27 protein-coding genes and 1 tRNA gene are annotated in these 26,432 nt (G+C 70.5%); 16 read left to right on the top strand and 12 right to left on the bottom strand.

Annotated elements, in window-relative coordinates; genetic code table 11:
* Nucleotide 1: 1 nt before the first annotated feature.
* A complete protein-coding gene (locus ACIRP7_RS04960; RefSeq protein WP_403654268.1) occupies nt 2-865 on the bottom strand; it encodes a MurR/RpiR family transcriptional regulator in 864 nt (287 codons plus the stop codon).
* Nucleotides 866-870: 5 nt separating this feature from the next.
* Complete coding sequence (locus ACIRP7_RS04955) at nt 871-2,388, bottom strand: aromatic amino acid ammonia-lyase (RefSeq protein ID WP_403654029.1); 1,518 nt, start codon at nt 2,386-2,388, stop codon at nt 871-873.
* 140 nt (nt 2,389-2,528) lie between these two features.
* Between ACIRP7_RS04955 and ACIRP7_RS04950 the strand changes: the two genes are divergently transcribed.
* The 5 genes from ACIRP7_RS04950 to ACIRP7_RS04930 all read left to right on the top strand — a co-directional run bounded on the left by ACIRP7_RS04950 (nt 2,529) and on the right by ACIRP7_RS04930 (nt 6,316).
* Complete coding sequence (locus ACIRP7_RS04950; RefSeq protein ID WP_403654023.1) at nt 2,529-3,563, top strand: ABC transporter ATP-binding protein; 1,035 nt, start codon at nt 2,529-2,531, stop codon at nt 3,561-3,563.
* Nucleotides 3,560-4,201, top strand: a complete 642-nt coding sequence (locus ACIRP7_RS04945) for an ABC transporter permease (RefSeq protein WP_266518422.1) — start codon at nt 3,560-3,562, stop codon at nt 4,199-4,201. Before ACIRP7_RS04950 ends, ACIRP7_RS04945 begins: the two co-directional genes overlap by 4 nt.
* A gap of 1 nt (nt 4,202) precedes the next feature.
* Entirely contained in the window at nt 4,203-4,865 is a 663-nt protein-coding gene (locus ACIRP7_RS04940) for an ABC transporter permease (RefSeq protein ID WP_352388217.1), read from the top strand.
* Between the two features lie 9 nt (nt 4,866-4,874).
* Nucleotides 4,875-5,804 carry an ABC transporter substrate-binding protein gene (locus ACIRP7_RS04935; protein WP_403654018.1) on the top strand — a complete coding sequence of 310 codons (930 nt, stop codon included), beginning with the start codon at nt 4,875-4,877 and terminating at the stop codon, nt 5,802-5,804.
* Between the two features lie 80 nt (nt 5,805-5,884).
* Nucleotides 5,885-6,316 (top strand): hypothetical protein, encoded by a 432-nt coding sequence (locus ACIRP7_RS04930; protein WP_403654266.1) that lies wholly within the window; start codon nt 5,885-5,887, stop codon nt 6,314-6,316.
* Nucleotides 6,317-6,324: 8 nt separating this feature from the next.
* Here ACIRP7_RS04930 and ACIRP7_RS04925 read toward each other — a convergent pair whose 3' ends face one another.
* On the bottom strand, nt 6,325-7,089 hold the full coding sequence (locus ACIRP7_RS04925) for an SDR family oxidoreductase (RefSeq protein WP_403654015.1): 765 nt from the start codon (nt 7,087-7,089) through the stop codon (nt 6,325-6,327).
* A gap of 150 nt (nt 7,090-7,239) precedes the next feature.
* Between ACIRP7_RS04925 and ACIRP7_RS04920 the strand changes: the two genes are divergently transcribed.
* The 3 genes from ACIRP7_RS04920 to ACIRP7_RS04910 all read left to right on the top strand — a co-directional run bounded on the left by ACIRP7_RS04920 (nt 7,240) and on the right by ACIRP7_RS04910 (nt 9,316).
* Nucleotides 7,240-8,100 carry a helix-turn-helix transcriptional regulator gene (locus ACIRP7_RS04920; protein WP_403654012.1) on the top strand — a complete coding sequence of 287 codons (861 nt, stop codon included), beginning with the start codon at nt 7,240-7,242 and terminating at the stop codon, nt 8,098-8,100.
* A gap of 431 nt (nt 8,101-8,531) precedes the next feature.
* Nucleotides 8,532-9,080 (top strand): hypothetical protein, encoded by a 549-nt coding sequence (locus ACIRP7_RS04915; protein ID WP_403654009.1) that lies wholly within the window; start codon nt 8,532-8,534, stop codon nt 9,078-9,080.
* Nucleotides 9,077-9,316: a hypothetical protein gene (locus tag ACIRP7_RS04910; RefSeq protein ID WP_403654006.1), complete on the top strand. Its 240-nt coding sequence runs from the start codon at nt 9,077-9,079 to the stop codon at nt 9,314-9,316. Before ACIRP7_RS04915 ends, ACIRP7_RS04910 begins: the two co-directional genes overlap by 4 nt.
* A gap of 71 nt (nt 9,317-9,387) precedes the next feature.
* Here ACIRP7_RS04910 and ACIRP7_RS04905 read toward each other — a convergent pair whose 3' ends face one another.
* On the bottom strand, nt 9,388-10,773 hold the full coding sequence (locus tag ACIRP7_RS04905; RefSeq protein ID WP_403654003.1) for a cystathionine beta-synthase: 1,386 nt from the start codon (nt 10,771-10,773) through the stop codon (nt 9,388-9,390).
* Nucleotides 10,774-10,935: 162 nt separating this feature from the next.
* On the opposite strand from ACIRP7_RS04905, the gene ACIRP7_RS04900 reads away from it, so the two are divergent.
* From ACIRP7_RS04900 to ACIRP7_RS04890, 3 genes are all read left to right on the top strand, one after another.
* A complete protein-coding gene (locus tag ACIRP7_RS04900) occupies nt 10,936-11,988 on the top strand; it encodes an SGNH/GDSL hydrolase family protein (RefSeq protein WP_403654000.1) in 1,053 nt (350 codons plus the stop codon).
* A gap of 158 nt (nt 11,989-12,146) precedes the next feature.
* Nucleotides 12,147-13,367, top strand: coding sequence for an acetyl-CoA C-acetyltransferase (locus ACIRP7_RS04895; RefSeq protein ID WP_403653997.1), 1,221 nt, complete (start codon nt 12,147-12,149; stop codon nt 13,365-13,367).
* A gap of 285 nt (nt 13,368-13,652) precedes the next feature.
* Nucleotides 13,653-14,435: a hypothetical protein gene (locus ACIRP7_RS04890; RefSeq protein WP_403654264.1), complete on the top strand. Its 783-nt coding sequence runs from the start codon at nt 13,653-13,655 to the stop codon at nt 14,433-14,435.
* Nucleotides 14,436-14,457: 22 nt separating this feature from the next.
* On the opposite strand, the gene ACIRP7_RS04885 is transcribed toward ACIRP7_RS04890, so the two are convergent.
* Nucleotides 14,458-14,769 (bottom strand): hypothetical protein, encoded by a 312-nt coding sequence (locus ACIRP7_RS04885; protein WP_352388231.1) that lies wholly within the window; start codon nt 14,767-14,769, stop codon nt 14,458-14,460.
* Nucleotides 14,770-14,873: 104 nt separating this feature from the next.
* Between ACIRP7_RS04885 and ACIRP7_RS04880 the strand changes: the two genes are divergently transcribed.
* The gene (locus ACIRP7_RS04880; RefSeq protein WP_020120819.1) at nt 14,874-15,104 is read left to right on the top strand and encodes a DUF4287 domain-containing protein; all 231 of its coding nucleotides are present in this window, start codon (nt 14,874-14,876) and stop codon (nt 15,102-15,104) included.
* A 74-nt stretch (nt 15,105-15,178) separates the two neighbouring features.
* Here the strand turns inward: ACIRP7_RS04880 and ACIRP7_RS04875 are convergent, their stop codons facing one another.
* The 6 genes from ACIRP7_RS04875 to ACIRP7_RS04850 form a co-directional block, all read right to left on the bottom strand.
* Entirely contained in the window at nt 15,179-16,069 is an 891-nt protein-coding gene (locus ACIRP7_RS04875) for a Bax inhibitor-1/YccA family protein (protein ID WP_403653993.1), read from the bottom strand.
* A 148-nt stretch (nt 16,070-16,217) separates the two neighbouring features.
* Nucleotides 16,218-17,393 (bottom strand): 4-hydroxybenzoate 3-monooxygenase, encoded by a 1,176-nt coding sequence (locus ACIRP7_RS04870; protein ID WP_403653990.1) that lies wholly within the window; start codon nt 17,391-17,393, stop codon nt 16,218-16,220.
* Nucleotides 17,394-17,549: 156 nt separating this feature from the next.
* On the bottom strand, nt 17,550-18,224 hold the full coding sequence (locus ACIRP7_RS04865) for a hypothetical protein (RefSeq protein WP_403653987.1): 675 nt from the start codon (nt 18,222-18,224) through the stop codon (nt 17,550-17,552).
* A gap of 193 nt (nt 18,225-18,417) precedes the next feature.
* Nucleotides 18,418-20,343, bottom strand: a complete 1,926-nt coding sequence (locus ACIRP7_RS04860) for a hypothetical protein (RefSeq protein ID WP_403653984.1) — start codon at nt 20,341-20,343, stop codon at nt 18,418-18,420.
* 107 nt (nt 20,344-20,450) lie between these two features.
* Nucleotides 20,451-20,669, bottom strand: coding sequence for a hypothetical protein (locus ACIRP7_RS04855; RefSeq protein ID WP_007382551.1), 219 nt, complete (start codon nt 20,667-20,669; stop codon nt 20,451-20,453).
* A 52-nt stretch (nt 20,670-20,721) separates the two neighbouring features.
* The gene (locus ACIRP7_RS04850; protein WP_352388241.1) at nt 20,722-20,937 is read right to left on the bottom strand and encodes a hypothetical protein; all 216 of its coding nucleotides are present in this window, start codon (nt 20,935-20,937) and stop codon (nt 20,722-20,724) included.
* A 232-nt stretch (nt 20,938-21,169) separates the two neighbouring features.
* Between ACIRP7_RS04850 and ACIRP7_RS04845 the strand changes: the two genes are divergently transcribed.
* Together ACIRP7_RS04845 and ACIRP7_RS04840 are read left to right on the top strand one after the other, a co-directional pair.
* On the top strand, nt 21,170-21,550 hold the full coding sequence (locus tag ACIRP7_RS04845; protein ID WP_352388243.1) for a helix-turn-helix transcriptional regulator: 381 nt from the start codon (nt 21,170-21,172) through the stop codon (nt 21,548-21,550).
* 811 nt (nt 21,551-22,361) lie between these two features.
* The gene (locus ACIRP7_RS04840) at nt 22,362-22,514 is read left to right on the top strand and encodes a hypothetical protein (protein ID WP_328639077.1); all 153 of its coding nucleotides are present in this window, start codon (nt 22,362-22,364) and stop codon (nt 22,512-22,514) included.
* A gap of 47 nt (nt 22,515-22,561) precedes the next feature.
* Here ACIRP7_RS04840 and ACIRP7_RS04835 read toward each other — a convergent pair.
* A tRNA-Leu gene (locus ACIRP7_RS04835) sits at nt 22,562-22,645 on the bottom strand.
* A 390-nt stretch (nt 22,646-23,035) separates the two neighbouring features.
* Here ACIRP7_RS04835 and ACIRP7_RS04830 point away from each other — a divergent pair.
* A complete protein-coding gene (locus ACIRP7_RS04830) occupies nt 23,036-23,806 on the top strand; it encodes an ABC transporter ATP-binding protein (protein ID WP_352388246.1) in 771 nt (256 codons plus the stop codon).
* Nucleotides 23,806-26,334, top strand: coding sequence for an ABC transporter permease (locus ACIRP7_RS04825; RefSeq protein WP_403653978.1), 2,529 nt, complete (start codon nt 23,806-23,808; stop codon nt 26,332-26,334). The genes ACIRP7_RS04830 and ACIRP7_RS04825 overlap by 1 nt, the downstream gene beginning before the upstream one ends.
* Nucleotides 26,335-26,432: the final 98 nt, after the last annotated feature.

Raw genomic sequence — 26,432 nt, 5'->3', positions numbered from 1 at the left:
CCTACTCGACGAAGAGTCCGCGGGAAGCGGCCCGCGCGTCGAACTCCTCCAGCCGGGCCTGTGCGTCCGGCAGGTCGTCGCACATCGCCTCCAGCAGCACCCGGCCGAGCAGCATGGGCGCGCAGGCGGTGTCGAAGGCGAGGCCGGTGCCGACGGCGGCGGGCAGCAGCAGGTCGGAGACCTTGGCGACCGGGGCGAAGGCGGAGTCGGCGACCGTGACGACGCTCAGGCCCGTCTCCTTGGCGTAGGCGAGGGTGTCGACGACCTCGCGGGGATGCCGGGGCAGCGCGAAGCACAGCAGGGCCGAGGCGCCCGCGCGGACGGCGGCGTCGATCCGGTCGTGGATCATCGTGCCGCCCTCGTTGAGCAGCCGTACGTCCGGATGGACCTTGGCGGCGAAGTACGCGAAGCCGTACGCCTGCGAGGCGGCGGCCCGCAGCCCGAGCACCGGCAGCGGGCGGGAGGCGGCTAGCAGCCGCCCGGCCCTCTGCACCGGGCGGGGGTCGGCGAGGACCTCCGCCAGATGCCTGAGGTTCTCGATCTCGGCCTCGACGGCCTGCTGGTACTCGTTGTACGACGCGGAGGCCACGGTCTGTTCGGCGGGCGCGACCTCGCGCAGGTGCCGGCGCAGGGCGGGGTAGCCGTCGAAGCCGAGGGCGACGGCGAAGCGGGTGACGGAGGGCTGGCTGACCCCGGCCAGTTCGGCCAGCTCCACGCTGGACAGGAACGGCACGTCGGCGGCCCGCCGCACCATGCTGTGCGCGATGCGCCGCTGGGTCGGCGTGAGCCGGTGCCCCTCGAACAGTGCCTGAAGCCGTCCCGCGGGCGTGTCCGTCACACCCGCCCCGCCCATCGCCCCGCCCATGTCGCTCATGCCTCGATCCCCCTCCAGATGTCCGTGAACCGGTCGAGCAGCGCGGCCGCCGCCGTCACGTCGCCCGTGAGCGGCCGGTCGGCCGGGTCCTCTTCGAGCACCGCCTCGGCGAGTTCCAGCGCGCGGCCCACCGGGAGGTCCGGGTCGGGCCGGAGGTCGCGCTGGCGCAGCGCCCGTACGGCGGCGACGAGTTCGCAGCCGACGACGAGACGGTACGCGCCGCACGCGCGCAGTGTCTGACGGGCGGCGAGCGAGGCGAAGCTGGCCTGTTCCTCGACGCCCCGGGAGAGTACAGCGTGGCCGAGCGAGGCGGGCGCGGAGAAGGCCCGCAGATCGCCGAGGGCGGCTCCGGCGGCGTACTCCAGGATCATCACGCCGGAGGAGGCGGGCTCCGGGTCGGCGAGGAAGGGCCTGAGGCGGGTGAAGGCAGGTTCGTTGAGCGTGGAGAGCCGGGACGTGGACAGGCGGGCGACCTGGGTGAGGGCCAGCCTGAAGTGGTCCAGGGCGAGGGCGAGTTGGGCCTGGTAGAAGCCGCCGTGGTGGTAGGCGGCCATGTCCTCGGGACAGATGAGGGGGTTCTCGGCGGCCGCGTTGATCTCGATCGCGAGGACCTCCTCCAGGGCGTCGGCCGCGTCGTGGGCGGGCCCGTGGATCTGGGGCAGGCACCGGAAGCCGTACGGGTCCTGGATGCGGCCCAGCGGTGGGGTGGGCCGGTCCTCCGCCCCGATCAACTTCCGCATCCGCCGGGCCACTTCGACGGACCCGCGGTGCGGCCGGGCCGCGTGCACGGGAGCGGCGTACGCCTCGTGCGACCCGTCCACGGCCAGCAGCGACAGCGCCCCGACAACCTGCGTGGCTTCGACGAGCCCGCGCAACTCGTGCAACGCGAGGGCGGCCTGGGCGAGCGTGAGGGCGTTGCTGCTGATGAAGGCGAGGGCGTCGTTGTTGTCGAGGAGCTGGGGCTCGGGGGCGCCGGCCTCCCTCCAGGGATGCTCCCCCGCCAGCGCCAGCCCCACCTGGGCCAGTGCCGCGATGTCCCCGGTTCCCACCGAGCCGAACTCGTTGACGACCGGGTACGCGCCGTTCTCCAGGGCCTCGCACAGGGCCGTGACGACGGTCGGCCGCAGTCCGGCGCCGCCCGCCAGGAGTTGGTTGGCGCGGACCGCGAGCATCGCCCGGACCTGCCGGGCCGGGAGTTCCTCGCCGATCGCGCCGGCGTGGCTGCGCAGCAGCCGCAGCCCGTGTTCGGCGGCCGCCTCGGTGGGCACGTCCTCGTTCCGGTTCGCGCCGACGCCGGTCGAGCGGCCGTAGACGCGTCCGGTCGCGGCGATCTGGCGGGCGGCGTCCCAGGACTCCGTGACGCGCTTCATCGCGTCGGTCCCGGGGACCGGCCGCGCGCTCCCGTCGGCGAGGCGGACCACGTCCGCGACGTCGAGTGCGATCCCGTCGAGGACCACCAGACCGGTGTGCCCGACCGCGACGGGATCCGACGCGTCCACGATCCGAGACGACATCTAGCTCAAACTCCCCTCAAGCGGACATCTGATCTTGCCTGGCGGTCATCCGTTACCTCGGATTAACACCGAACCGTTGACAACCTATTCAGCTACCGAGAACTCTGCATGACGTTATACAGCCGGGCAAGGGACATCTCATGATCCAGTTCGACACGGTCCACAAGCGCTTCCCCAACGGCACGACAGCAGTGCACGATCTCACCCTCGACATGCCGGAAGGCGGCGTGACCGTCCTCGTCGGATCCTCCGGTTGCGGCAAGACGACCACCCTCAGAATGATCAACCGGATGGTCGAACCGACCTCCGGCACCATCAGGGTCGGCGGCAAGGACGTCACCGACCAGGACGCGGCCGAACTGCGCCGCTCCATCGGCTATGTCATCCAGCAGTCCGGCCTCTTCCCGCACCGCACGGTGCTGGACAACATCGCCACCGTCCCGCTCCTGCTCGGCCACGGCCGCAGGAAGGCCCGGGCCCGGGCGGCGGAACTGCTGGAGACCGTCGGCCTGACCGCCGAGGCCGGCAAGCGCTACCCGCACCAGCTCTCCGGCGGCCAGCAGCAGCGCGTCGGGGTGGCCCGCGCGCTCGCCGCCGACCCGCCGGTCCTTCTCATGGACGAGCCGTTCGGCGCGGTCGACCCGGTGGTACGCACCCAGCTCCAGGACGAACTGCTGCGGCTCCAGAAGGAGTTGAACAAGACCATCGTCTTCGTCACCCACGACATCGACGAGGCCGTCCGCCTCGGCGACCGCATCGCGGTCTTCCGCACCGGCGGTCACCTCGTCCAGTGCGCCCCGCCCGCCGAACTCCTCGCACGCCCGGCCGACGACTTCGTGGCCGACTTCCTCGGCGCCGAGCGCGGCCTGAAGCTGCTCTCGCTGAAGACGCTGGGGGAGGTCCCGCAGGGCCCGGCACCGGAGGGGGACACCTGGGCCCTCGTACTCGACGAGGCGGGCAAGCCCCTCCACTGGGCCTCGCAGGTGACCGAGGTCCCCGTACGGCCGCTCAGGGACGGCGACTCCCTGCTCGCCGCCCTCGACGAGTCCCTCGCCTCCCCCACCGGCCTGGTCGCCCGCGTCGACGCCGACGGCGTCCTGACCGGTGTCACCTCCCGCGACGACATCCACCGGCACGCGGGCCGCGCCCACTCGGAAGCCCGGGTGGCCGCATGACCATCGACTGGTCGTGGATATCCGGCCACACCGACGACCTGACCACCCTCACGGTCTCCCACCTCCAGGCAGCCCTGAGCGCCGTCTTCTTCGGCCTGCTGATCTCGCTGCCCCTCGCGGTGGTCGCCCACCGGATCCGCCCCCTGCGCGGCTTCCTGCTCGGGCTCTCGAACGTCCTGTTCACGATCCCGTCCATCGCGATCTTCGTACTCCTGCTGCCGGTCAGCGGCCTGACCCGCACCACGACCGTGATCGGCCTGACCGTCTACACCCTGGTCGTCCTGCTGCGGAACACCGTCGAGGGACTCGACTCGGTCCCCGCGAAGACCAAGGAGGCCGCGAAGGCGATGGGCACGCGCCCCCTGCGCACGCTCCTCACCGTCGAACTCCCCCTCGCGCTCCCGGTGATCATGGCCGGCGTGCGGATCGCGACCGTCATGTCCATCTCCCTGGTCTCGGTCGCCACCTACATCGGCGACGGCGGCCTCGGCCAGCTCTTCACCGACGGCTTCCAGCGCGACTTCCCGACCCCGGTGATCGTGGGCGTGGTCCTCACGCTCCTGCTCGCCGTGGTCGCGGACGCCCTGCTGGTGGCCCTCCAGTACGTCCTGACCCCGTGGCGGCGGAGGCGAGCCTGACATGTACGAACTCATCAAGAACCTCGGCTCCTGGCTGACCAGCGGCTCTCAATGGACGGGAACGGACGGCATCGCCCATCGCCTCGCCGAGCACCTCCAGTACTCCCTCCTCGCGACCCTCGTCGCGGCCGCGATCGGCCTCCCCCTCGGCCTGCTGATCGGCCACACCGGCAAGGGCGCCTTCCTCGCGATCAACCTCGCCTCCTTCGGCCGCGCCCTGCCGACCGTCGGCCTGGTCGTGCTGGTCTTCCTGGCCGGCGGCCTGTCCATGCTCCCGGTCTACGTCGCCCTCGTCGCCCTCGCGGTCCCGGCGATCGTCACCAACACCTACGCCGGCATGACCGCCGTCGACCCGGACGTACGCGACGCCGCCCGCGGCCAGGGCATGCGCGGCCACCAGGTCCTCTTCCGGATCGAACTGCCCCTCGCCCTCCCCCTGATCATGACCGGCCTGCGCCTGGCACTGATCCAGGTCGTCGCCACCGCGACCATCGCGGCCTACGTCTCCTTCGGCGGTCTGGGCCGCTACGTCTTCGACGGCCTCGCCCAGCGCGACCTCGTGCAGGTGCTCGGCGGGGCGGTGCTGGTCGCCGTGATCGCCGTGACCCTCGACCTCTCGCTCTCCGCCCTCCAGCGCTTCCTCTTCCGCCACCGCACCGCGTAAGGACCCCCGATGAACCGACGCACCCTCCTCGGCGGCCTCTTCGCAGCGGCCTCCGTCCCCGCCCTCGCCGCCTGCTCCAGCGGCGTCACCTCCCTCGACGGCGGCGGCACGGCCGCCGGCGGGAGCGGCTCCAGCAAGGGCGGAGTCACCATCGGCACCGCCAACTTCACCGAGAACCAGGTCCTCGGATACCTGTACGCGGCCGTGCTCCAGCAGGCCGGCGTGAAGGTCAAGGTCCGCCCCAACCTCGGCACCCGCGAGATCGTGATCCCGGCCCTCAAGGCGGGCGACATCGACCTGCTGCCCGAGTACCAGGGCGCCCTCCTCAACTACCTCGCCCCGAAGGACGCCTCGTCCGAGCCCGGCACCATGCAGAACGCCCTCACCCTGGCCCTGCCCGCCGGACTCCAGGTGCTCCCGTACGGCCAGGCGGCCGACTCCGACTGCTTCGTCGTCACCCGGGCGACCGCACGGAAGTACGGCCTGACCACCCTCGCCGACCTCGCGAAGCAGAACGGCGAGCTGGTCATCGGCGCCGCCCCCGAGGTCAAGAAGCGCCGGGTGGGCGCGGTCGGCCTCAAGGACGTGTACGGGATCGAGTTCAAGGAGTTCAAGTCCCTCGACTCGGACGGCCCCCTGGTCAAGGGCGCCCTCAAGAAGGGCGACGTCGACGTGGCGAACCTCTTCACCACCGACACCGACATCGCGGCCCACGACTGGGTCGTGCTGACCGACCCCAAGAACCTCATCCCCAGCCAGCACATCGTCCCCCTCATCGCCGACCGCAAGGCCGACGACACCGTCCGCAAGGCGCTCGCCCGCCTCGGGAACGTCCTCACCACCGAGCAGCTCACCCGGCTCAACAGCCAGGTCGACAACGACAAGAAGGACCCGGAGGACGTGGCGAACGCGTACGCGAAGCAGCACGGCCTGACCTAGGAAGGACCCCCGCCGCAACAGGGGGGATAACCCCAGTGCAGCGGGCGTTGCGGCTGCCTACCGTGGGTTCCATGACCCCAATGGATGAGCGGGACCCCGAACTCAAGAAGGAACTCAACGCCACCCTGCAGGCCCGCAGGGAACTGGGCGAGGAGTACGAGTCCGCGCTGGTCGACTCGTTCCTGGAGAAGGTCGACCAGCGGATCGACGGCGCCGTGGACCGCCGCTTGCGCCGGCAGCTCGCCGAGCAGCAGATGGTGACGGCCCGGGGCGCCCGCTCGCCCAGGCCCACCGACTCCTTCGGCGAACGCTTCGGCTTCGCCATCGTCTCCCTGGTGCTGGCGATCCCGCTCTCCGCGATCGGCGGCGGTGTCGCCCACCTGCCCGGCCTGCTGGTCTCCTGGGTCGGCATCGTCGGCGTCAACGCCTTCCAGGCGCTCCGCGTCAACCCGGACCTCTTCCGGGGCCGCCGCGCGAAGCCGTCCTCCCGGAGCAGCGACTGGGAGGGCTGACCCGACGCTCACACCTGCGCGGTCGGCAGCACCATGACCTGCCGCAGATTGACGTGCCGCGGCCGGCTGGTGACGTAGGCGACGAGGTCGGCGAGCTCCGTGGCCGCCAGCGTGCCCATCGCCTCGGCCATCCCGACGACCTGCTCCCGCAGCCCGTCGTCGTCGATGTGCGTGGCCAGCTCGCTCTCCGTCAGCCCCGGCTCGATGTTGGTGACCCGCACCCCCCGCGGCCCGAACTCGTTGCGCAGCAGCGCCGAGAGATGGGTGACCGCGGCCTTCGTCGCCCCGTACACCGCGTAGTTGGTGAAGCTGGTGACGTGCGCGCCGATGGACGAGATGTTCACCAGGTCCGCGCTGCGCCCCTGCGCGGCCGCCTCGTTCAGGTCACCTGCGAGGGCCCCGATGACGCGCAGAACACCGGTGACATTGGTGTCGATCATCCGCTGCCACTCGTCGACACGGGCGCTGGCGATCGGGTTCGGCAGCATCACGCCCGCGTTGTTGACCACCAGGTCGACGGTCCCGTACGCCGTGTGCACACGCTCCACGGCGGCCGCCACGGACGCGTCGTCGGTGACGTCGGCCACCACGGCCAGCGCCTGACCGCCGTCGGCCCGGATCTTCCCGGCGATCGCCTCCAGCCGCTCACCGCGCCGCGCGAGCAGCGCGACCCGCGCCCCCTGCGCGGCCAGCAGCACGGCCGTGGCCTCTCCGATGCCGCTCGCCGCTCCGGTGACGACGGCGGTACGTCCGGCCAGATTCTCGTACGACATCGCTGTGCTCCTCGGTGGGATGTCCGCCGGGGTCGCTCCCCGGCCTCGTCCACCACCCTGCGGCGTCCGGGCAGCCGTACCCAGGGATGCGCTTTTCCTGGGTCTGCCAGTACCAGGTTCGAAACCGGGAGCTCCCCTACGATCGAACCCATGGACGGGGACCTCGGAGACTTCCTGCGCTCACGCCGCGCCCGCATCCGGCCCGAGGAGGTGGGGCTGCCCTCGCACGGCAGGCGCCGCGTGCCCGGTCTGCGCCGGGAAGAAGTGGCGCAACTGGCCGGAGTGAGCGTGGACTACTACATCCGGCTGGAGCAGGGCAGGGGCCCTGGGGGCCCCTCCCGGACGAAGTCCGGGGGAGTTTCCGACGCGGTCCTGGACGCGGTCGCCCGCGTGCTGCGCCTGGACGAGACCGAGCACGCCTATCTGCGTGCGGTGGCCCGGCCGACGAGGAAGAAGGCGGGCCCGCGCCGCGAGGCCGCGCCACGCGTGCGCCCCGGGGTCCAACTGCTGCTCGACAGCATGGACCGCACCCCCGCCTTCGTCCTCGGACCCAGGATGGACGTGCTTGCCTGGAACGCCCTCGCCGACGCGCTGAGCGGCTACAGCCGCATGGCTCCCGCACGCCGCAACATCGTCCGCCAGCTCTTCCTGGAGCCCGAGGGCCGCGACCTCTATCCCGACTTCGCCGCGGTCGCCTCCCAGAGCGTGGCCCATCTGCGCCTCAACGCGGGCGCCCACCCCGACGACCCCGCACTGCGCGACCTCGTCGGCGAACTCTCCCTCAAGAGCGAGGACTTCCGCCGGTTGTGGGCCGACCACCAGGTCAAGGCGTGCATGTACGGCGTCAAACGCGTCCGGCACCCGGTGGCGGGCCTGCTGACCCTGCCGTACGAGTCCCTGGTCCTGCCGGAGACCCCCGACCGGACGCTCGTGGCGTACACGCCGGAGCCGGGGTCGGAGACGGCGGAGAGGCTTGCGCTGCTGGCCAGTTGGGCCGGCACGAGCGCGTAGAAAAGAGCAGCAAAGAGCAGAAAGGATATGCGCGGGGACCGCCGCACCCCCGTTACCGGGGGGCGGGACGACGGCGGTCCCCGCGAGGGACGTGGACCGGGTCAGGCCAGGTCTCACGTCCGGCGTCCATGGAGGTCCGGGAGCCGCTCCGGAGGTCCTTGGACGTTCGGCGCCGGCCGGGGCGGGGAGCCGCTCCCGCCCTGCCGACATCCACCAATGTGCCGGACCCGTGTTAAGCGTGTGCTGCGCGGACGTGACGCCCTCGTACCAGTTCCGCGAAGTCCGGTCGTTCCCCGGCCCGGACGTCAATCCGCGGCACGGCTCGTCACCCGATCTGCTGGTTCAGTCGGCCATCCACTCACCAGCCATGCCCTCCACCTGCATATTTCGAGGTATCCGAACCGTTCATCCCATCTCGAAGAGGTATGCGTATGTCCGGCTGGTCGAGGAGCTTCCTCAATCCCTCACTCGTCTCGGCTCTGGAAGCGGGGCGCAGCTTCGAGGAGTGGCTCGGCGGCCGGATACCCGGAGTGGACTACGCCCGGATCAGTGCCGACCAGAGCACACGGTCCGCCGTCCTGGCCACGGGGCGCGAAGCCGGGACAGGCATTCGTCATCAGCACGAGGAGAACATCGAGACGGCCGACGCGTTCGGGGTGGCCATCGTCCGGTTCTACGAGGACAACGGCCTGACAGCGGCACAACCCGCTGTCGTACGACCGGCGTTCGTGGAGGTGGTCGACGCGCTGCACTGCCGGAGAACCGCCGACGGCCATCCCGTCCAGGCCCTCTGTGCACTGCCCTGGACTGCGGAGGCACCGCTCGCAATGTCCGTGACGTCGACCGCTATCTCGAGGAGATCGTTCTTTCCTTGCTGGGCGAACAGCGCAGCAACGCCGATGACAGGCAGCCGGAGTGGGCCGGTACGGCGCTGCTGCAACGCCTTGTCGGACAGCGCGAATCTCCCGCTGTCGAGATGACCGATCTTGAGGCCCGTATCTCCGGTCTGGAAGCGGCTCGGGCGGAACACCGACGGAACATGCAGGCCGCTTCGGCGGGCAAGGACCCCTCACGATGGCCCGTGATGAGCCTCGCTCAGCGGCGGGCGGCGATCGCCGGCGTCCTGGAATCGGTGACCGTCCTGCCGCTTCCGCCCGGACGGTCGCGTCGTGCCCCGTTCGATCCCGCACTGCTGCGGATCAGGCGCTCGGCATGAGCTGACGGGTCACGACGGGTGTTGCCGTCCTCGCGTGCGAAGACAGTGAGGACGGCGAACACTCCCGCGCGTCACTCCGCCGCGCGCGCCATGTAGGCCAGCAGGTCCTGACGGGTCACCACTCCGGTCGGCTTGCCCTCGACCAGCACCATCGCCGCGTCCGCGCGGCCCAGGATCGACATCAGATCCACGACGGGCTCACCGGAACCCACGAGCGGCAGTGGCGCCGACATGTGCTTCTCCAGCGGGTCCGTGAGATTGGCACGCTGGGTGAACAACGCGTCCAGAAGGTCCCGTTCGACGATGGAACCGACCACCTCTGCCGCCATCACGTCGGGGTGCCCGGCGCCCGGCTTCACCACCGGCATCTGCGAGACGCCGTACTCGTGCAGCACCTCGATGGCCTGGCCGACCGTCTCGTCCGGGTGCATGTGGACCAGGTGGGGAATCGCGCCTTCCTTGTACTTCAGGACGTCCCCGACGCGCGCGGTCGGACCCGTCTCCTCGAGGAAGCCGTAGGACGCCAGCCACTCGTCGTTGAAGATCTTCGAGAGGTACCCGCGTCCGCTGTCCGGGAGCAGGACCACCACGACGCCGTTCTCGTCCAGGCGCTCGGCGACGCGCAGGGCCGCGACGACGGCCATGCCGCAGGAGCCGCCCACCAGCAGGCCCTCCTCCTTGGCGAGGCGGCGGGTCATCTGGAAGGAGTCCTTGTCCGACACCGCGACGATCTCGTCGGCGACGGTCCGGTCGTAGGCGGTCGGCCAGAAGTCCTCGCCGACGCCCTCGACGAGATACGGCCGCCCGGACCCGCCGGAGTACACGGACCCCTCGGGGTCGGCGCCGATCACCTGGACCTGGCCGTCGCTGGCGTCCTTCAGGTACCGGCCGGTGCCGGAGATGGTGCCGCCGGTGCCGACGCCCGCCACGAAGTGGGTGATCTTCCCCTCCGTCTGCTCCCACAGCTCGGGGCCGGTGGAGTGATAGTGCGAGAGCGGGTTGTTGGGGTTGGAGTACTGGTCGGGCTTCCACGCGCCGGGCGTCTCGCGCACCAGCCGGTCGGAGACGTTGTAGTACGAGTCCGGGTGCTCGGGGTCCACGGCGGTCGGGCAGACCACGACCTCGGCGCCGTACGCCCGAAGGACGTTGATCTTGTCGGTGGACACCTTGTCGGGGCACACGAAGATGCACTTGTACCCCTTCTGCTGCGCCACGATGGCGAGCCCGACCCCGGTGTTGCCGCTGGTCGGCTCGACGATGGTGCCCCCGGGCTTCAGCGCCCCGCTCTCCTCCGCCGCCTCGATCATGCGCAGGGCGATGCGGTCCTTCACGGAGCCGCCGGGGTTGAAGTACTCGACCTTGGCCAGGACGGTCGCCTTGATGCCCTTGGTCACGCTGTTGAGCCGCACCAGCGGGGTGTTGCCGACGAGGCTGATCATCGAGTCGTGGAATTGCACCGTTGTCTCCGGATGCTTGCAAAAGAAGTGGTCCTAGTGGTCCAGCCAGCCTATGGCCTGATCGGGCGCCATGACGGCCGTTCACTCACCGTGGGGATTGGGCCACCGTCCGTGCGGGGCAAGGAGTGGGTGTATCGGGTACGACGGAGGTGGCGGCGACGTATGACGAGCATGTCGAGGGCGAGGGTGGCCCGGCGGATCGCGGCCGGCGCGGCATACGGCGGCGGCGGGATCGGTCTGGCCGGCGCGGCGGCCATGGGTCTGCTGCTGGCGGAGGTGCGGCTGGCGAGGCGGCAGGTGGGCAACGGCACGACGCCGCACGTCCCGCAGGCCGAGGGCCGGTACGGCCACGTCTATGCCGGCGCGGGCGATCCGCCCCTGCGGCTGACCATGCTGGGCGACTCGACGGCCGCGGGCCAGGGGGTGCACCGGGCGGGCCAGACGCCGGGCGCGCTGCTGGCGTCCGGGCTGGCGGCGGTGGCGGAGCGCCCGGTGGAACTCCGCAATGTCGCCCTCCCCGGGGCCACCTCGGACGACCTGGACCGGCAGGTGGCGCAGACACTGGCGGACCCGGAGCGGATCCCCGACATCTGCGTGATCATGATCGGCGCGAACGACGTCACACACCGGATGCCGGCGACGCGTTCCGTACGGCATCTGTCCTCGGCGGTACGGCGGCTGCGCACGGCCGGGGCCGAGGTCGTGGTCGGCACCTGTCCCGACCTGGGCACGATCGAGCCGGTCCAGCAGCCGCTGCGGTGGCTGGCCCGCCGGGCCTCGCGTCAGCTGGCGGCGGCCCAGACGATCGGCGCGGTGGAGCAGGGCGGCCGCACGGTGTCGCTGGGCGATCTGCTGGGCCCGGAGTTCGAGGCGAATCCGCGCGAGCTGTTCGGCCCCGACCACTACCACCCCTCGGCGGAGGGTTATGCGACGGCGGCGATGGCGGTGCTGCCGACGGTGTGCGCGGCCCTGAGCCTGTGGCCGGCCGACGAGGACCGCCCGGACGTCTCCCGCCGTGAGGGCTTCCTGCCGGTGGCGAGGGCGGCGGCGGAGGCGGCCTCGGAGGCGGGCACGGAGGTCGCGGCCGCGATGCCGACGGGTCCGACGGGGCCCTGGGCACTGCTGAAGCGCAGGCGGAGGCGGCGGGTGCGGGCGACGGAGCCGACTCCTGCCGCGAACGCCGGTCCGGGCGATCCCCGTCCGTCGGGCGTGTGAGCGGCGGGGGGTTTGGGTGGGGGTGGCGGGGCGGCCGAGGTGAGGAAAGCAAGCGCTTAGACATAGGTCACACCGTCATCCCCGTGACCCAGGCCATACGTACGGGTAACTTCCCAAGCAGCCCAGTCGGAAGAACCCCGTATGCCAATGGAGCCGTGATGCCCGAAGCCGTGATCGTCTCGACCGCCCGCTCCCCCATCGGCCGCGCAGTCAAGGGCTCGCTCAAGGACCTGCGCCCCGACGACCTCACCGCCACGATCATCCAGGCCGCCCTCGCCAAGGTCCCCGAGCTGGACCCGCGCGACATCGACGACCTGATGCTCGGCTGCGGCCTCCCCGGCGGCGAGCAGGGCTACAACCTGGGCCGCATCGTCGCCGTGCAGATGGGCATGGACCACCTGCCGGGCTGCACGATCACCCGTTACTGTTCCTCCTCGCTGCAGACGAGCCGCATGGCCCTGCACGCCATCAAGGCCGGCGAGGGCGACGTCTTCATCTCGGCCGGTGTCGAGACGGTCTCCCGCTACGCCAAGGGCAGCTCGGACGGTCTCCCGGACACCACCAACCCGCTCTTCGACGAGGCACAGGCCCGCACCGCGGCCACCGCCGCCCAGGAGGGCACGACCTGGCACGACCCGCGCGAGGACGGTCTGCTCCCCGACCCGTACATCGCGATGGGGCAGACCGCCGAGAACCTGGCCCGCCTCAAGGGCATCACCCGCCAGGACATGGACGAGTTCGGTGTCCGCTCGCAGAACCTCGCCGAGGAAGCCATCAAGAACGGTTTCTGGGAGCGCGAGATCACCCCGGTCACGCTGCCCGACGGCACGGTCGTCTCCAAGGACGACGGCCCGCGCGCCGGTGTCACGCTCGAAGGCGTCCAGGGCCTCAAGCCGGTGTTCCGCCCCGACGGCCTGGTCACCGCCGCCAACTGCTGCCCGCTCAACGACGGTGCCGCCGCGGTCGTGATCATGTCCGACACCAAGGCCCGCGAGCTCGGTCTGACCCCGCTCGCCCGCATCGTGTCGACCGGGGTCTCGGGCCTGTCCCCCGAGATCATGGGTCTGGGCCCGGTGGACGCGTCGAACCAGGCTCTGCGCCGCGCCGGTCTCACGATCGACGACATCGACCTGGTCGAGATCAACGAGGCGTTCGCCGCCCAGGTGATCCCCTCCTACCGCGAGTTGAACATCCCGCTGGAGAAGCTGAACGTGAACGGCGGCGCGATCGCCGTCGGCCACCCCTTCGGCATGACCGGCGCCCGGATCACCGGCACGCTCATCAACTCCCTCCAGTTCCACGACAAGCAGTTCGGTCTGGAGACCATGTGCGTGGGTGGCGGCCAGGGCATGGCGATGGTCATCGAGCGCCTGAGCTGATTCCCAACTCTCCGTGTACGCACGGGGACTGAGCGTCACTCTTCGGCCCAGAACCTGGGAAACTCCAAGGTTCTGGGCCGATTTGTGATCCAATCTCCCTCAGGATGTGACCTATCTCCCTCCCCAGAGGGATTTGCGCAGCTCAGAGCCGTTTCACCACGAACCCCGGACCCAAAGCCCTGTCCGATTCGTGACGTTACGCACTGACAGCTGGATAGTCCGCCCTTCAAGCTGATGTAGGAAGTCGGGGGTCGACTTTGAACCGGGAGTACGTCAGTGAGCGCCATGCCGATCGCCTTGCTGGTCACCACGGCCGCCACGGGCGCCGTGGGCGTCGCTGTTCTGCGCACCCTCATGGTGCTGCGCCGACAGGTCGCCGCCCTGCACACCGAGCTCGCCAGGAACAACCCCGCCTCGGTACGGGGTCTCGTACCGGCCGCCCGTCCCGCCGCTGACGTCGACGAGATACGCGCCGCCGTGGCCGAGGCCCTCGCCGAGGAGCGCGAGCGCGAGCTCGCCGAGGCGCGGGCGTTCTGGGCCGCCCAGGAGGCCCGTGAAGCCTCCGACGCGCCCTCGCTGCTCGGCCTGCCCGACAGCGAGCTGTTCCTGCCCCGGCAGGCCGATTTCGTGGGCCTGGAGCCGCTGGAGTCGGTGTCGGAGTCCTCGGCCGACGCGGACGAGTTTGCCGGGGAGAGTCCCGAACTGGCCGCGGCCCGGCGCCGCCACCCCTCCCACCCGGACTTCGTGCCGGTCGGCTCACCGACCGTGGGCGACCACGAGCGCACGGTGGCGACCCTGGAGGAACTGGCCGCCTCCGGCACCGAGCTGGCCGATGTCCGCCCGGGTCCGCTCGGCACCTTGGACGTCTACGTCTTCGCCGACGGCACGACCCTCTGCATGACCCCGGGCCACCGCGAGACGGCCGAGCGCCTCTCCGCGGCCCTGCGCGGGGGCGAGACCCCGGTGCTGCTGGGCGGTTCGGGGGTCTCGGGCGCGTACACGCTGACGTTCGCCTGCGGCGAGGAGAACGTCTACATCCTGGCGGACCGGGTCATAGCGTCCCTGTAGGAGGCGGGCTGCGGCGCAGGAGTCACACTCCGGCACGCCGCTGGGCCTGCGCCACCAGTTCCAGTGCTTCTTCCACTTGGCCCTCGTCCGTCAGGACGAGGGCCAAGTCGTGCACGGCCACGGTGATCTGGTCGGCGGCGGCGAACATGCCCACGTCCGGCATCTCGCGCGGCTCGGTCCCGGGCTCCTCCAGGGCCTGCGTCCGGCGGGCGAACTCCCGGGCCAGGCCCAGTGCTTCGGCGGCGGCGCCCCGTTGCAGCCGGCTCTGCGGAGCGGCCCGCAGACGGTCGGCGAAGTGGTCCACAGCCCGGGTCAGACGCGAAGTATCAGCCACCGGCCAACCGTACGTGTCCCACCGGGACTGTTGCCAACGGGCGAAGGCTCAGGCACGGTGACCTGAAGGACCGGCTTACATCCCCTTTGCGTCCGGAGGCGCCGATGTCCCACGTCCTCTCCGAGGAGACCCACCGCAACATGCTCGCCCGCATCCCCCATTGCACCGGTCGTGAAGTCTCCGACTGGCTCCGCACCGTCGACGAAGGCCCGGCGCTCTTCCGCTTCGAGGAAAAGGTCAGCTGGCTCCGCCACGAACACAACCTCGCGTACGGCCACGCCAAAGCGATCATCCACGAGTACGACCTGAGGAGGGCCGCGCGCAGGTACTTCTGAGCTGCGCACATGCCGAAGGGCCCTCGGTCGCGACCGAGGGCCCTTCGCCGTACGAACCGTGCGACCGTCGAGGACTAGTCGCTGCTGTTGAGGATCGCCACGAGTCGCAGGAACTCCATGTAGATCCACACCAGCGTCAGCGTGAGACCGAACGCGGCCAGCCACGCCTCCTCGCGCGGGGCGCCGTAGGCGATGCCGTCCTCGACCTGCTTGAAGTCGAGGGCGAGGAAGCACGCGCCGAGCAGGACGCCGATGATGCCGAACAGGATGCCGAGGCCGCCGCTGCGGAAGCCGAGGCCGTCACCGCCGCCGAAGGCGGCGAAGAGCAGGTTGACCACCATCAGCAGCATGAAGCCGAGCGCGGCCGCCATGACGAAGCCGTAGAACCGCCGGTTGACGCGGATCCAGCCGGCCTTGTACGCCACGAGTACGGCGGCGAAGACCGCCAGCGTGCCGATCACGGCCTGCATGGCCGCGCCGCTCGCGATGCGGTTGTCGACGATGCTGGAGATGACGCCGAGGAACACACCCTCGAACGCGGCGTACGACACGATCAGCGCGGGCGAGGCCTTGCGCTTGAAGGACTGCACGAACGCCAGGACCATGCCGACCAGCGCGGCGCCGATGCCGATGCCGTACGAGCGGCCGATGTTGGCGTCGTCGACGGGCAGCAGCGCCCAGGCGAGCGCGGCGGTGACGATCAGGATGCCGAGCGTGGTGCCGGTGCGCAGGACGACGTCGTCCATCGTCATCCGGCCGGTGGTCACCGGGGTCTGCGGCGGCGCGCCCTGCTGAAGGTCCTGGGCATAGGGGTTGGTCGCGTACGGGTTGCCCTGCGGCTGCGCGTAGGGGTTGCCCTGCGTGCCCACGGCTGCGGCCCCGGCCTGCGGCGCGGTGTTGAAGCCCGCGTAGCCGTTGTCGCGGCTGAACCCCCGTCGCGAGAAGACCGGGTTGCTGCTCCTCATTTCACTCCTCCATGGCCACCGTGTGTGGACCTTGCCCTCAAGAGTAATGGGTAGGCAAAGGAATGACCCTAGTGCTTGAGGAGGATCTTCCCTCGATGTGCTGGCCAACACGCTACGCGTACGCGTGATTCCCGGCACCGGAGGGGCCTCACTCGAAGGGGAAGCCGGTGTAGCCCTCGGCGAGGTCGGTCTCGGCGGCCCGCGACCCGGCGATCCGCTCCAGCCGGGCCCGCTGCATCCGGTCCTCGAAGGGGGTGGCGTCGGGCGCCCGGTGCAGGAGGCTCGTCATGTCGTACGAGAACCGTTCGGCCTGCCAGACCCGGCGCAGGCAGGTCTCCGAGTACGCGTCGAGGCGCTCGGCCGAACCGGTCTCCTGCTGGTGCGTCAGTGCGCTCGCGAAGGTCACGACGTCCCCCACGGCGAGGTTCAGGCCCTTGGCGCCGGTGGGCGGGACGATGTGCGCCGCGTCGCCGGCGAGGAAGAGACGGCCGTGGCGCATGGGCTCGTGGACGTAGGAGCGCATGGGGGTGACGGACTTCTGGGTGATCGGTCCCCTGTCGAGCTTCCAGTCGTCGTCCGTCTCGAAGCGGCGCTCCAGCTCGTCCCAGATCTCCTCGTCGCCCCAGGTCCCGGCGTCCGTGCCCTCCGGGACCTGGAGGTAGAGGCGGGAGACGGACGGGGAGCGCATGGAAAGCAGCGCGAAGCCGCGGTCGTGGCGGGCGTAGACGAGTTCGTCGTGGGAGGGCGGGACGTCGGCGAGGATGCCGAGCCAGGCGAAGGGGTACGTCCGCTCGAAGACCTGGGTCAGTTCGGCGGGGATCGCCTTCCTCGCCACTCCCCAGAAGCCGTCGCAGCCGACGACGTACTCGCACTCCAGGACGTCCTCGCGCCCCTCGTGCCGGAAGCGGACGCGCGGGGTGTCGGTGTCGGCACCCTCGACGGCCAGGGCCTCCGCCTCGAACAGCAGCGGGCCGCCGTCCTTGAGCTGGAGGGCGATGAGGTCCTTGCAGACCTCGGTCTGGGCGTAGACCATCACGGAGCGGCCGCCGGTGAGGGCGGGGAAGTCGACGCGGTGGCGCTTCCTGTCGTGGCGCAGCTCGATGCCGTCGTGCGGGAGTCCCTCACGGTCCATGCGCTCCCCGGCGCCGGCCGCGCGCAGCACGTCGACCGTGCCCTGCTCCAGGATCCCGGCGCGCTGGCGGTGCTCGACGTAGGCGCGGTCGCGGCTCTCCAGGACGACCGAGTCGATGCCGGCGTTGTGGAGGAGCCGGGCGAGGAGGAGGCCGGCGGGGCCGGCTCCGATGATGCCGACGGTGGTACGCACGGGCGTTCCCTTCGGAGACCTCTATGGGCGCTGTTCGCCTGGTGAAGTTTCTTTCATTTTAGTGTGGCGAGTCTGCGCCCGAGGTCTGCCGATGTCAACGGTCTGTGCGGCCGCCGGACCCGCGGAAGGCTGCCGCGGGCCCGGCGGCCGGACGGGTCAGCGGCCGGGCCAGCCGTCCAGGTGGCGGTGCATGGTGACGTCCTCCTGCGCGTCCCCCTTCGGGGCGTGGGCCACGGCGTCCTCGAGGACGGTGTTGACCTCGGCGGCGAGGGCGTCGGCGCGCGTGCGCAGGTCGGTCGCGGGGACGTCGGAGCGGGTCAGGGCGTCCAGTCGGCGGTGGATGTCGGCGAGTTGGCGGCGGTGGGCGGAGTCGAGGGTGAGCGGGGCGGGCGTGGAGACCACGAACTGGTAGGCGCCGGCCAGGGTCTGGCAGCCGGTGCAGCTCTTGTTGGCGGCGTCGCTGAGGTTCACGGCGTTCAGGCGGGTGTGCTCGCCCGCGACGGTGACGATCTGGAACGACAGCGCGACCGAACGGCAGTCGTCGTCGGCGGTGCAGCCCGAGGAGACCGCGTTGGCCTGGTTGCGCACGGAGGCGGCGTTCACCTTGCCGAACTGCCGGATGGTGAACGAGTCCTTCTCCTCGGTGTGGTCGTGGCGGTCGGCGTGGCTGAAGACGTGGTCCGACGCGACGGCGAGCTTGGTGGCCCCGCCGGTGGCGGCCTGCGCCGGCACAGCGGTCGCCACACCGGCGACACCGGCGGCGACCAGCCCCACGCGAACGGCACGCCGGGTCAACGGGCTGGAGGTACGGGGTTTTCGGTGGCTGCTCAAGAGGTCTCCTTGGGTGGATGGATGAGTACGGGCGCGGAGGCGGGGGCGGGTGTGGGGAGGCGGGATACGGGCCGTCGGCCCACGGCGGGGACACGGACTGTCAGCCCACAGCGGGGATACGGACCGTCGGCCCACGGCGGCAGGCGGCCACCGGCCCTCCCCCCGCCGTCCGATCGGTTGTCGCCCTTCCCCCTCAGGACGCCCCCGGTGACCCGCTGGCCGCTGATGGTGACGGCGTCTCGACGGGTGAGGGCGCGATGCTCTCCGACGGGGTCGGGGACGAGACGGGGGTGGCCGGTTCCGTGCCCGGGGAGGACGGTTCCGGGTCCGCCGAGGTGCCCTGCGTCGAGGACGCCGGCCCGCGGGAGGAACCCCCCGACGCCGAGCCCGGTGCTGTCGCCGACGACGCCGGTGCGGCGGACGTCGAGGCGTCGGAGGACGCCCCCGGGGTGGGCGCGACGGAGCCCTGGGAGCGGCCCGCCGAGGGTGAACCCGCACCGGGGCCGGTGCCCGCCGGGTCGTCCGAGGTGTCCGTGTCCGACGTCGAGGCGTCGCCGTCGGGGGTCGTGGCCTGCCGGGGACGTGGTTCCTCCGTCGAGACCCCGGGCTGGAGGATCGGCGCGATCGGGGGCTTCTTCGGGAGCGGCTGGGGCGTCAGGCCGGACGTCCAGGCGTAGCTGAGACCGGTCAGCCCGGCGAGGACCACCGCGCACAGCGCCACCCGCAACCGGGGCCGCCCCGCCGTGGACCGCTTCGCGGCCCGCAGGATCCGCCCCCCGATCTTCACGGTGAGATAGACGACACCGCCCATCGGGATCAGCAGCATGAGACAGCCCAGCACCCCGACGAGCCCCTCGACGATCCGGCCGTCCGCGAAGGCCGACCCGGTGCCGGAGAACTGCTCGACCATGGACCGGGTCATCGTGGCGATGATCCGGGGCAGGTTCCACAGCGCGTAGCCCATCTCGCCGATGATCAGCGGGACCATGGTGAGCACCCACGCGGCGACGATGGTCCGCGCCGACTTCTTCAGCCCGGCGACCTCTTTGCGCGCGGCCCGCCCCCTTCTGCCCGGCACCAGTCCGAGCAGGATCGGCTTGATCTTGCCGTAGAGGTCCGGGACCCCGGCGAGGTCACCGAGGATGTAGTAGCCGTCGAGGCGCACCGCCGGCATCAGCTGTTCGAGGATCTCGAAGTGCCCGAGATACACGGCGGCCAGGAAGAACGGTTCCCCCGTGGCGAAGTACAGCCCGGCCATGCCGAGCATGAAGACCACGTTGAAGTAGACGCCGCCCAGATCGGTCCTGATCCGCCCGCCGCGTCCGATCCGGTACACGTCCGTCACGTCCGTGTACATCGACGGCCAGATGAGGAAGATCCCGCAGCCGATGCACCCGGGCCGTGCGCCGCCGTAGCTGCACGCGGAGGCGTGGCCGAACTCGTGGAAGACGAGCGAGGCCACGGTCAGGGCGAAGACGATGAGGATCAGCACCGGCTGGTCGAGGACCTCCAGGACCGGCTCGATCGCCCCGAAGAAGCCGAACAGCCACACGTCCATGGCCACGGTCGTGAGCAGCACGGCCGCGACCACGACCGGCCGGTGCAGCCACGCGAACATCCGCGCGATCCGGGCCGTGCGCCGCTCGTCGAAGATGATCCGGTGGCCCTTGAGGGCGAGCAGCAGGTCGGAGCGCGGTGCGTCGACCTCGTCGCTCTCCTGGCCCTCGGGGACCGTGACCCCGAGCGGTTCCAGCTTCTTCTCCACCAGGAAGCGGATGTTCTCGCCGCTGACCTCGCGGCCGAATCTCGCGCTCACCCGGTGGGCGATCGACTCGGTGTCGCGTACGCCGTCCACGGACGACGCCACGAGGTACAGCAGCCGCGACAGCTGTACGACCTGCCCGTCCCCCCGACGGGCGATGTACTTGGGTTCGGTGAAGCCCGATCCCTGGTACTCGCCGTGCAGTCGCAGTCCCGCGCTCAGCCGCGGCACGAGCCGCTGGTCGACGACCGGCAGGCTGCCCGTCGCCACCTGCTCGTACGTCACCGGCCAGCCGCCCGGCCCGGGCACCGGTCCCGGGTCGTACAGCGTCGGGGGCCCGTCTCCGAGCACTGTCATATGTGGTCTCCCCCCACGTCCTCCCCGCTTCCCCCCTGGCACGGCCGTCGGGGTGGACCGCACCGCTGGTACGGGCGGCCCACCCCGACGGCCGGATCACGCCGGCGCTACTGCTTGACGACGATCGACTGCGAGGCCTGCGACTCGGCGACCGAGTAGGAGGAGTGGTCGTTGAGCGCCGCGGACTGGTTGTCCGCCTGGATGTTGGCGATGTGCTTGGTGACGTTGGTCGTCTTGTTGAAGCTGAACTTCAGACGGCCCAGGGCCTCGCGGCCCGGCAGCAGCTCGGCGGACTCGGTCTCCAGCTCGTGCATGTCCATGCTCATGTCGGACGTCCTTTCAGGTGATGTGGATCGGGTTCGAGGTGGTGCGCGGGTGTTACTGGGTGACCGTGATGTTCTGGCCGGCCTGCGAGGCGGCGGCCGAGGCCAGGGAGTGGTCGTTGACGGCCAGGGACGAGTTGTGGGCCTCGACGTTGGCGATGTGCTTGGTGACGTTGGTCGTCTTGTTGAAGCTGAACTTCAGACGGCCGAGGGCCTCGCGGCCGGGCAGCAGTTCCGCGGACTCGGCCTCGAGCTCGTGAGCGTCCATCATGATCAATTCCCCCTCAGGGATGGGCATTTCCGGTCGGACCGAGTCAGGTTCCCCCCACACTCTGTCCAACTTGGCCGGACGTGCTGTCCAACGAGATTGGACACTAGGGCCTCGTGGCGCCACTGCGCAACCCGTTCGGGGAATCACCCTTTCGGCGGCGGGTGGGGCCGCCCGTAGAATCGGCCCCGACATGGACGGTTCCGCCGAGCGGCGAGCAGGAAGTGACCCACCCGTGGCCAACGCACTCCAGCAGTTGATCCGTGAGCGCCTGGACCGCAAGGGCTGGTCCTACGGCGACGTGGCGCGCCGCGGCGGCATCCCGCGCTCCACCGTCCACCACCTGGCGACTACCGACCGCGTCGTCCGCATGCCTCAGTCGACGACTCTGGAGGGACTGTCCAAGGGCCTGGAACTCCCGTTGGACACCGTCCGGCGCGCCGCCGCGGAGGCCTGCGGCATCCACGTGTACGGCACCCCGGCCGGCACCGTCGCCCACCCGGCCGACCCCGAGGTGGACCTCCTGATCGCCAGCCTCCAGAAACTCTCACCCGACGACCGCCGCCACGTGGCCGCCCTCGTGGAGTCCCTGCTGGACCGCACCCCGAAGAAGTAACCGCCGCCCCACGCCGGGCGGCCGGCCGGCCGGACCGACGCCGGGCCGGCCCGGCGGGGGCCGAGGCACCCGGCTCCGCTCAGCGCATGCGGGGGGCTGACCCACCCCCGGCCGACCCACGCCGGTGCCACGCCCACCCGGACGCCGCCGAGCGGCCGTTCGAGCCACCCCACCCAGGCCACGCTTCCGGCCCTCGCACCACGCGAGCGACCACCGGAGACCGCCCGCCCGAGGCCGTACCCCACGAGCGCCCCGAGGGACCGACTGCACGCGGCGCATACGGCCACCTGGAGCCCGCCCGTCTCAGCGCCGACCTTCCGGAACAACCCGCCGCGCGCGCCCCTGCGGCCCTACCCCGTAAGGCTCTCGCCGCCCGCACCACACAAGCGACCACCCGAACCCCGGCCCACCCCCCGAGAGGGACCCTCCTCAACCCCGAGCCCACACCCCACCGGCACCCTGCGCCCCCCGCGCCCGCGCCCGCGCCTTCCGAGACCACCCCAAGCGCACAACCCCCCACACCCCGCGCCCCCCAAGTGACCGTCCGGAAGCCGGTCCCGGCGCTCCGCGACCGCGGATGTTCACTCTTCCGAGGAGTCGGACAAAGAATTCGACTGTGCCCGAAAGTGCCGGACTCCCCCGCTAGTCTCTCGTCCTGCCCGAGGAGCGAGAGCCGTACGACCCCGGGCTCCCAGGGGGGAATGTGTTGTTCGTGCATGGCGGGCCGGCCACAGCCGTGGTCCGCGGGCCCGCCGGAGAATCAGTCGTTCTGCTCTCCGGTGAGCTGCCCGAGGTACTGACCGATCAGTCAGTGACCGAACTCGTGGAACTGGCCGCCGCCGTCCTGGACGCGGACGAGCTGCCCCTGTTCCACACCTGTCTGAGAACACTGCGCCGCGACGGCCTGCGCGCCGGCCGCCGGATCGAGATCGACGGTGCCGTACTGACCGTCTACGAGGGATGACGACAGGACAGCCGGCCCACGCGTGAGAACTCGCGTGGGCGGGAAAGTGCCCGGAGCCGGACTTGAACCGGCACGCCCGCGAAGGGGCAGCGAGGTTTAAGCTCGCCGTGTCTGCATTCCACCATCCGGGCAGGCCATGGGCTCCGCGTCGAGGTTCCGAGCCTATCGGGATACATCCCCCGAACAGCGGACGGGCGGACCGATGTTGTCTTATTTTATTGGCGCCTGAGGGTGCATCAGACCGCGGAACACGCCATCCGCACCTGCCAATAGCGTTACGGGCGGCACCCGGCCGCGCATGCGGAATGACGGAATTTCACCGCCCGAACAAGGACGCTCCACCTGTTCTTCGCGCGCGCCCCGGTCAGGGGCCACCGTCATCCCCAGGTATGACACCGAGCGGCGCGGTCCCTCCGAAGTCTGCCTTCGGAACCAGAACTGCGGCTGACTACACGACGGGTTCCGGCGACCACGATGGAAGACGTCCTTCAACGATGTCGTCCCGCTAGGAGTTCCATCCCGTGACCACCACAACCGTCGCCGGCCGGCCCACCACCGTGGCCGCACGCGCCACGGATCTGTCGAAGATCTACGGACAGGGCGAGACCCAGGTGGTCGCCCTGGACCGGGTCACCGTCGAGTTCCGCCAGGCCGAGTTCACCGCGATCATGGGCCCGTCCGGTTCCGGCAAGTCCACGCTGATGCACTGCGTGGCCGGCCTCGACACCTTCTCCTCCGGTTCGGTCCGCATCGGCGACACCGAGCTGGGCTCCCTGAAGGACAAGCAGCTGACCAAGCTGCGGCGGGACAAGATCGGCTTCATCTTCCAGGCGTTCAACCTGCTGCCGACCCTGACGGCCCTGGAGAACATCACCCTCCCGATGGACATCGCCGGCCGTAAACCGGACAAGCAGTGGCTGGAGTCGGTCATCGGGATGGTCGGACTGCGGGACCGCCTCAGCCATCGCCCCGCCCAGCTCTCCGGCGGCCAGCAGCAGCGCGTCGCCGTCGCCCGGGCCCTCGCGTCCAAGCCCGACATCATCTTCGGTGACGAGCCGACCGGAAACCTCGACTCGCGGGCCGGCGCCGAGGTCCTGGGCTTCCTGCGCAACTCGGTCCGGGAACTGGGGCAGACGGTCGTCATGGTGACCCACGACCCGGTGGCCGCGGCGTACGCGGACCGGGTGGTGTTCCTCGCGGACGGCCGGATCGTGGACGAGATGTACAAGCCCACGGCCGACAACGTGCTCGATTTCCTGAAGCAGTTCGACGCGAAGGGCCGCACCTCCTGATGTTCCGCACCGCCCTGCGCAACGTACTCGCGCACAAGGCCAGACTGCTGATGACCGTGCTCGCCGTGATGCTCGGCGTGGCGTTCGTGTCCGGCACCCTCGTCTTCACCAACACCATCTCCGAGGCCTACCAGAAGAGTTCGGCCAAGGGCTTCGACCAGGTTGACGTCGCCGTCACCGCCAAGTCCCGTGAGGACAAGGGCAACACGATCGGGAAGAACCCCGACCTGACCCAGGCGCTGTTGGAGAAGAGCGCCGAGGTTCCGGGCGCCGCGAACGCCATCGGCGTGGTGAGCGGCTTCACCGCCATCGCCGACAAGGACGGCAAACTCGTCGGCGGCGGCTTCCAGTCGCAGGGCGGCAACTACTACGGGGACAAGGACCCCCGGTACCCGCTCGCCGAGGGCGCCGCGCCGCACGGCGCGAACCAGGTCGCGATCGACTCCGAGACGGCGAGGCGGGCCGGCTACAAGGTCGGCGACACCGTTCGCATCTCGGTCGACGGCCCGGTCCTCAAGCCGGTCGTCACCGGCGTCTTCACCACCGACGACGGCAATGTCGCGGCCGGCGGCAGCCTCGCGCTGTTCGACACGGCCACCGCCCAGAAACTGTTCGGCAAGCCGGGGACGTACGACGAGATCGATGTGAAGGCGGCCTCCGGCACCTCCCAGACCGCGCTGCGGGCGGCGCTGGACAAGGCGCTCCCCGCCGATCTGGTGGAGACCGAGACCGGGAAGGAACTCGCCGACAGTCAGGCCGAGTTGATCTCCTCCTCGATGGCCGGTCTCAAGCAGGGCCTGCTGGTCTTCGCCGGCATCGCGTTGTTCGTCGGCACCTTCATCATCGCCAACACCTTCACCATGCTGGTCGCCCAGCGCACCAAGGAGCTGGCCCTGCTCAGGGCGGTCGGCGCGTCTCGCAGGCAGGTCACGCGGTCGGTGCTGATCGAGGCGTTCGTGGTGGGCCTGATCGCCGCCGTGACGGGTCTCGTGGCCGGCATCGGCATCGGGGCCGGGCTCAGGTCGCTGATGGACACGCTCGGGGCGACGGTCCCGGACGGACCGCTCATCATCACGCCGGGCACGGTGGGCACGGCTCTCGCGGTCGGCGTCCTGATCACCATGCTCGCGGCCTGGCTCCCGGGCCGCAGGGCCGCGAAGATCCCGCCGGTCGCGGCGATGAGCAGTGTGCACGCCAAGGCGACCACCAAGTCGCTGGTGCTGCGCAACACGCTGGGCGCGCTGTTCAGCGGGGCGGGGGTCGCCGTCATCCTGGCGGCGACCACCATGGAGGGCTCGGACGGCCAGGCTCCCATGGGCATGGGCGCGGTCCTGCTGATCATCGGCGTCTTCATCCTCACGCCTCTCCTGTCCCGCCCGCTGATCGCGGCCGCGGCCCCGCTGCTGCGTGTGTTCGGCGTCTCCGGGAAGCTGGCCCGCCAGAACTCGGTGCGCAATCCGCGCCGTACGGCAGCCACGGCCTCCGCGCTGATGATCGGCCTCACGCTGATCACCGGCATGACGGTGATGGCGGGCAGCCTGCAGAAGTCGATCGACAAGATGGCGTCGGCGGCCGTCAAGGCGGACTACGTCGTCTCCATGGCGAACGGCAACGAGCTCTCGGCGGACGTCGAGAAGAAGCTGGCGAAGGTCGACGACGTCACCGCCGTCAGCCCGCTGCGCAACGCGGCCTCCCGTATCGACGGCGAGACCGAGTACCTGACGGGCGTCAACGGCTCGGCGATCGGTGAGCTGACCGACCTCAAGGTGGAGGACGGCGCGTTCAAGGTCGGCGGCAGCGAGGTGGTCGTGGACAAGGACAGGGCCAAGTCCTTCGGCTGGAAGGCGGGTTCGTCCTTCACCGTCCACTACGAGGACGGCAAGGCGCAGAAGCTCACGGTCGCCGGGGTCTACGAGGGCAACGAGCTGATCAGCGGCATCATGCTCGACACCGCGACGCTCAATCCGCACCTGAGCGAACTGTCCGACATGCAGGTCATGCTGAAGACGTCCGACGGCGCCTCCGACGCGGCCAAGGACCGGCTGGAGAAGGCCCTCGGCTCCAACCCGGCCATCAAGGTCCAGGACAAGAAGGACCTGTCCGACTCCATCGCGCAGATGTTCACGCTGATGCTGAACATGCTTTACGGCCTGCTGGCGATGGCGGTGATCGTCGCGGTCCTCGGGGTCATCAACACCCTCGCGATGTCGGTGTTCGAACGTTCCCAGGAGATCGGCATGCTCCGCGCGATCGGCCTGGACCGCAAGGGCATCAAGCGGATGGTCCGTCTGGAGTCCCTGGTCATCTCCCTGTTCGGCGGGGTCCTCGGCATCGGCCTGGGCGTCTTCTTCGGCTGGGCGGCCGGTGAGCTCCTCGGCACGAAGATGGCCACGTACGAACTCGTCCTGCCCTGGGCCCGGATGGCGGTGTTCCTGCTGCTCGCGGCGACGGTCGGCATCCTCGCCGCACTGTGGCCGGCCCGCCGAGCGGCCCGCATGAACATGCTGACCGCAATCAAGGCGGAGTAAGCCCAGTCACCTGCACACCAGTAGGGGCCCGCTGCTCACCCACGGGCCCCTCCTCCCTGCCCCCGGCCACACCCATGGGAGTACAGCGACATCCGGCG

Origin of the sequence: Streptomyces sp. NPDC102270 (assembly GCF_044766405.1) — a bacterium.
GTDB lineage: Bacteria > Actinomycetota > Actinomycetes > Streptomycetales > Streptomycetaceae > Streptomyces.
The sequence above is the reverse complement of the archived record's forward strand: the minus strand, read 5'-3'. Positions and strand labels throughout refer to the sequence as shown.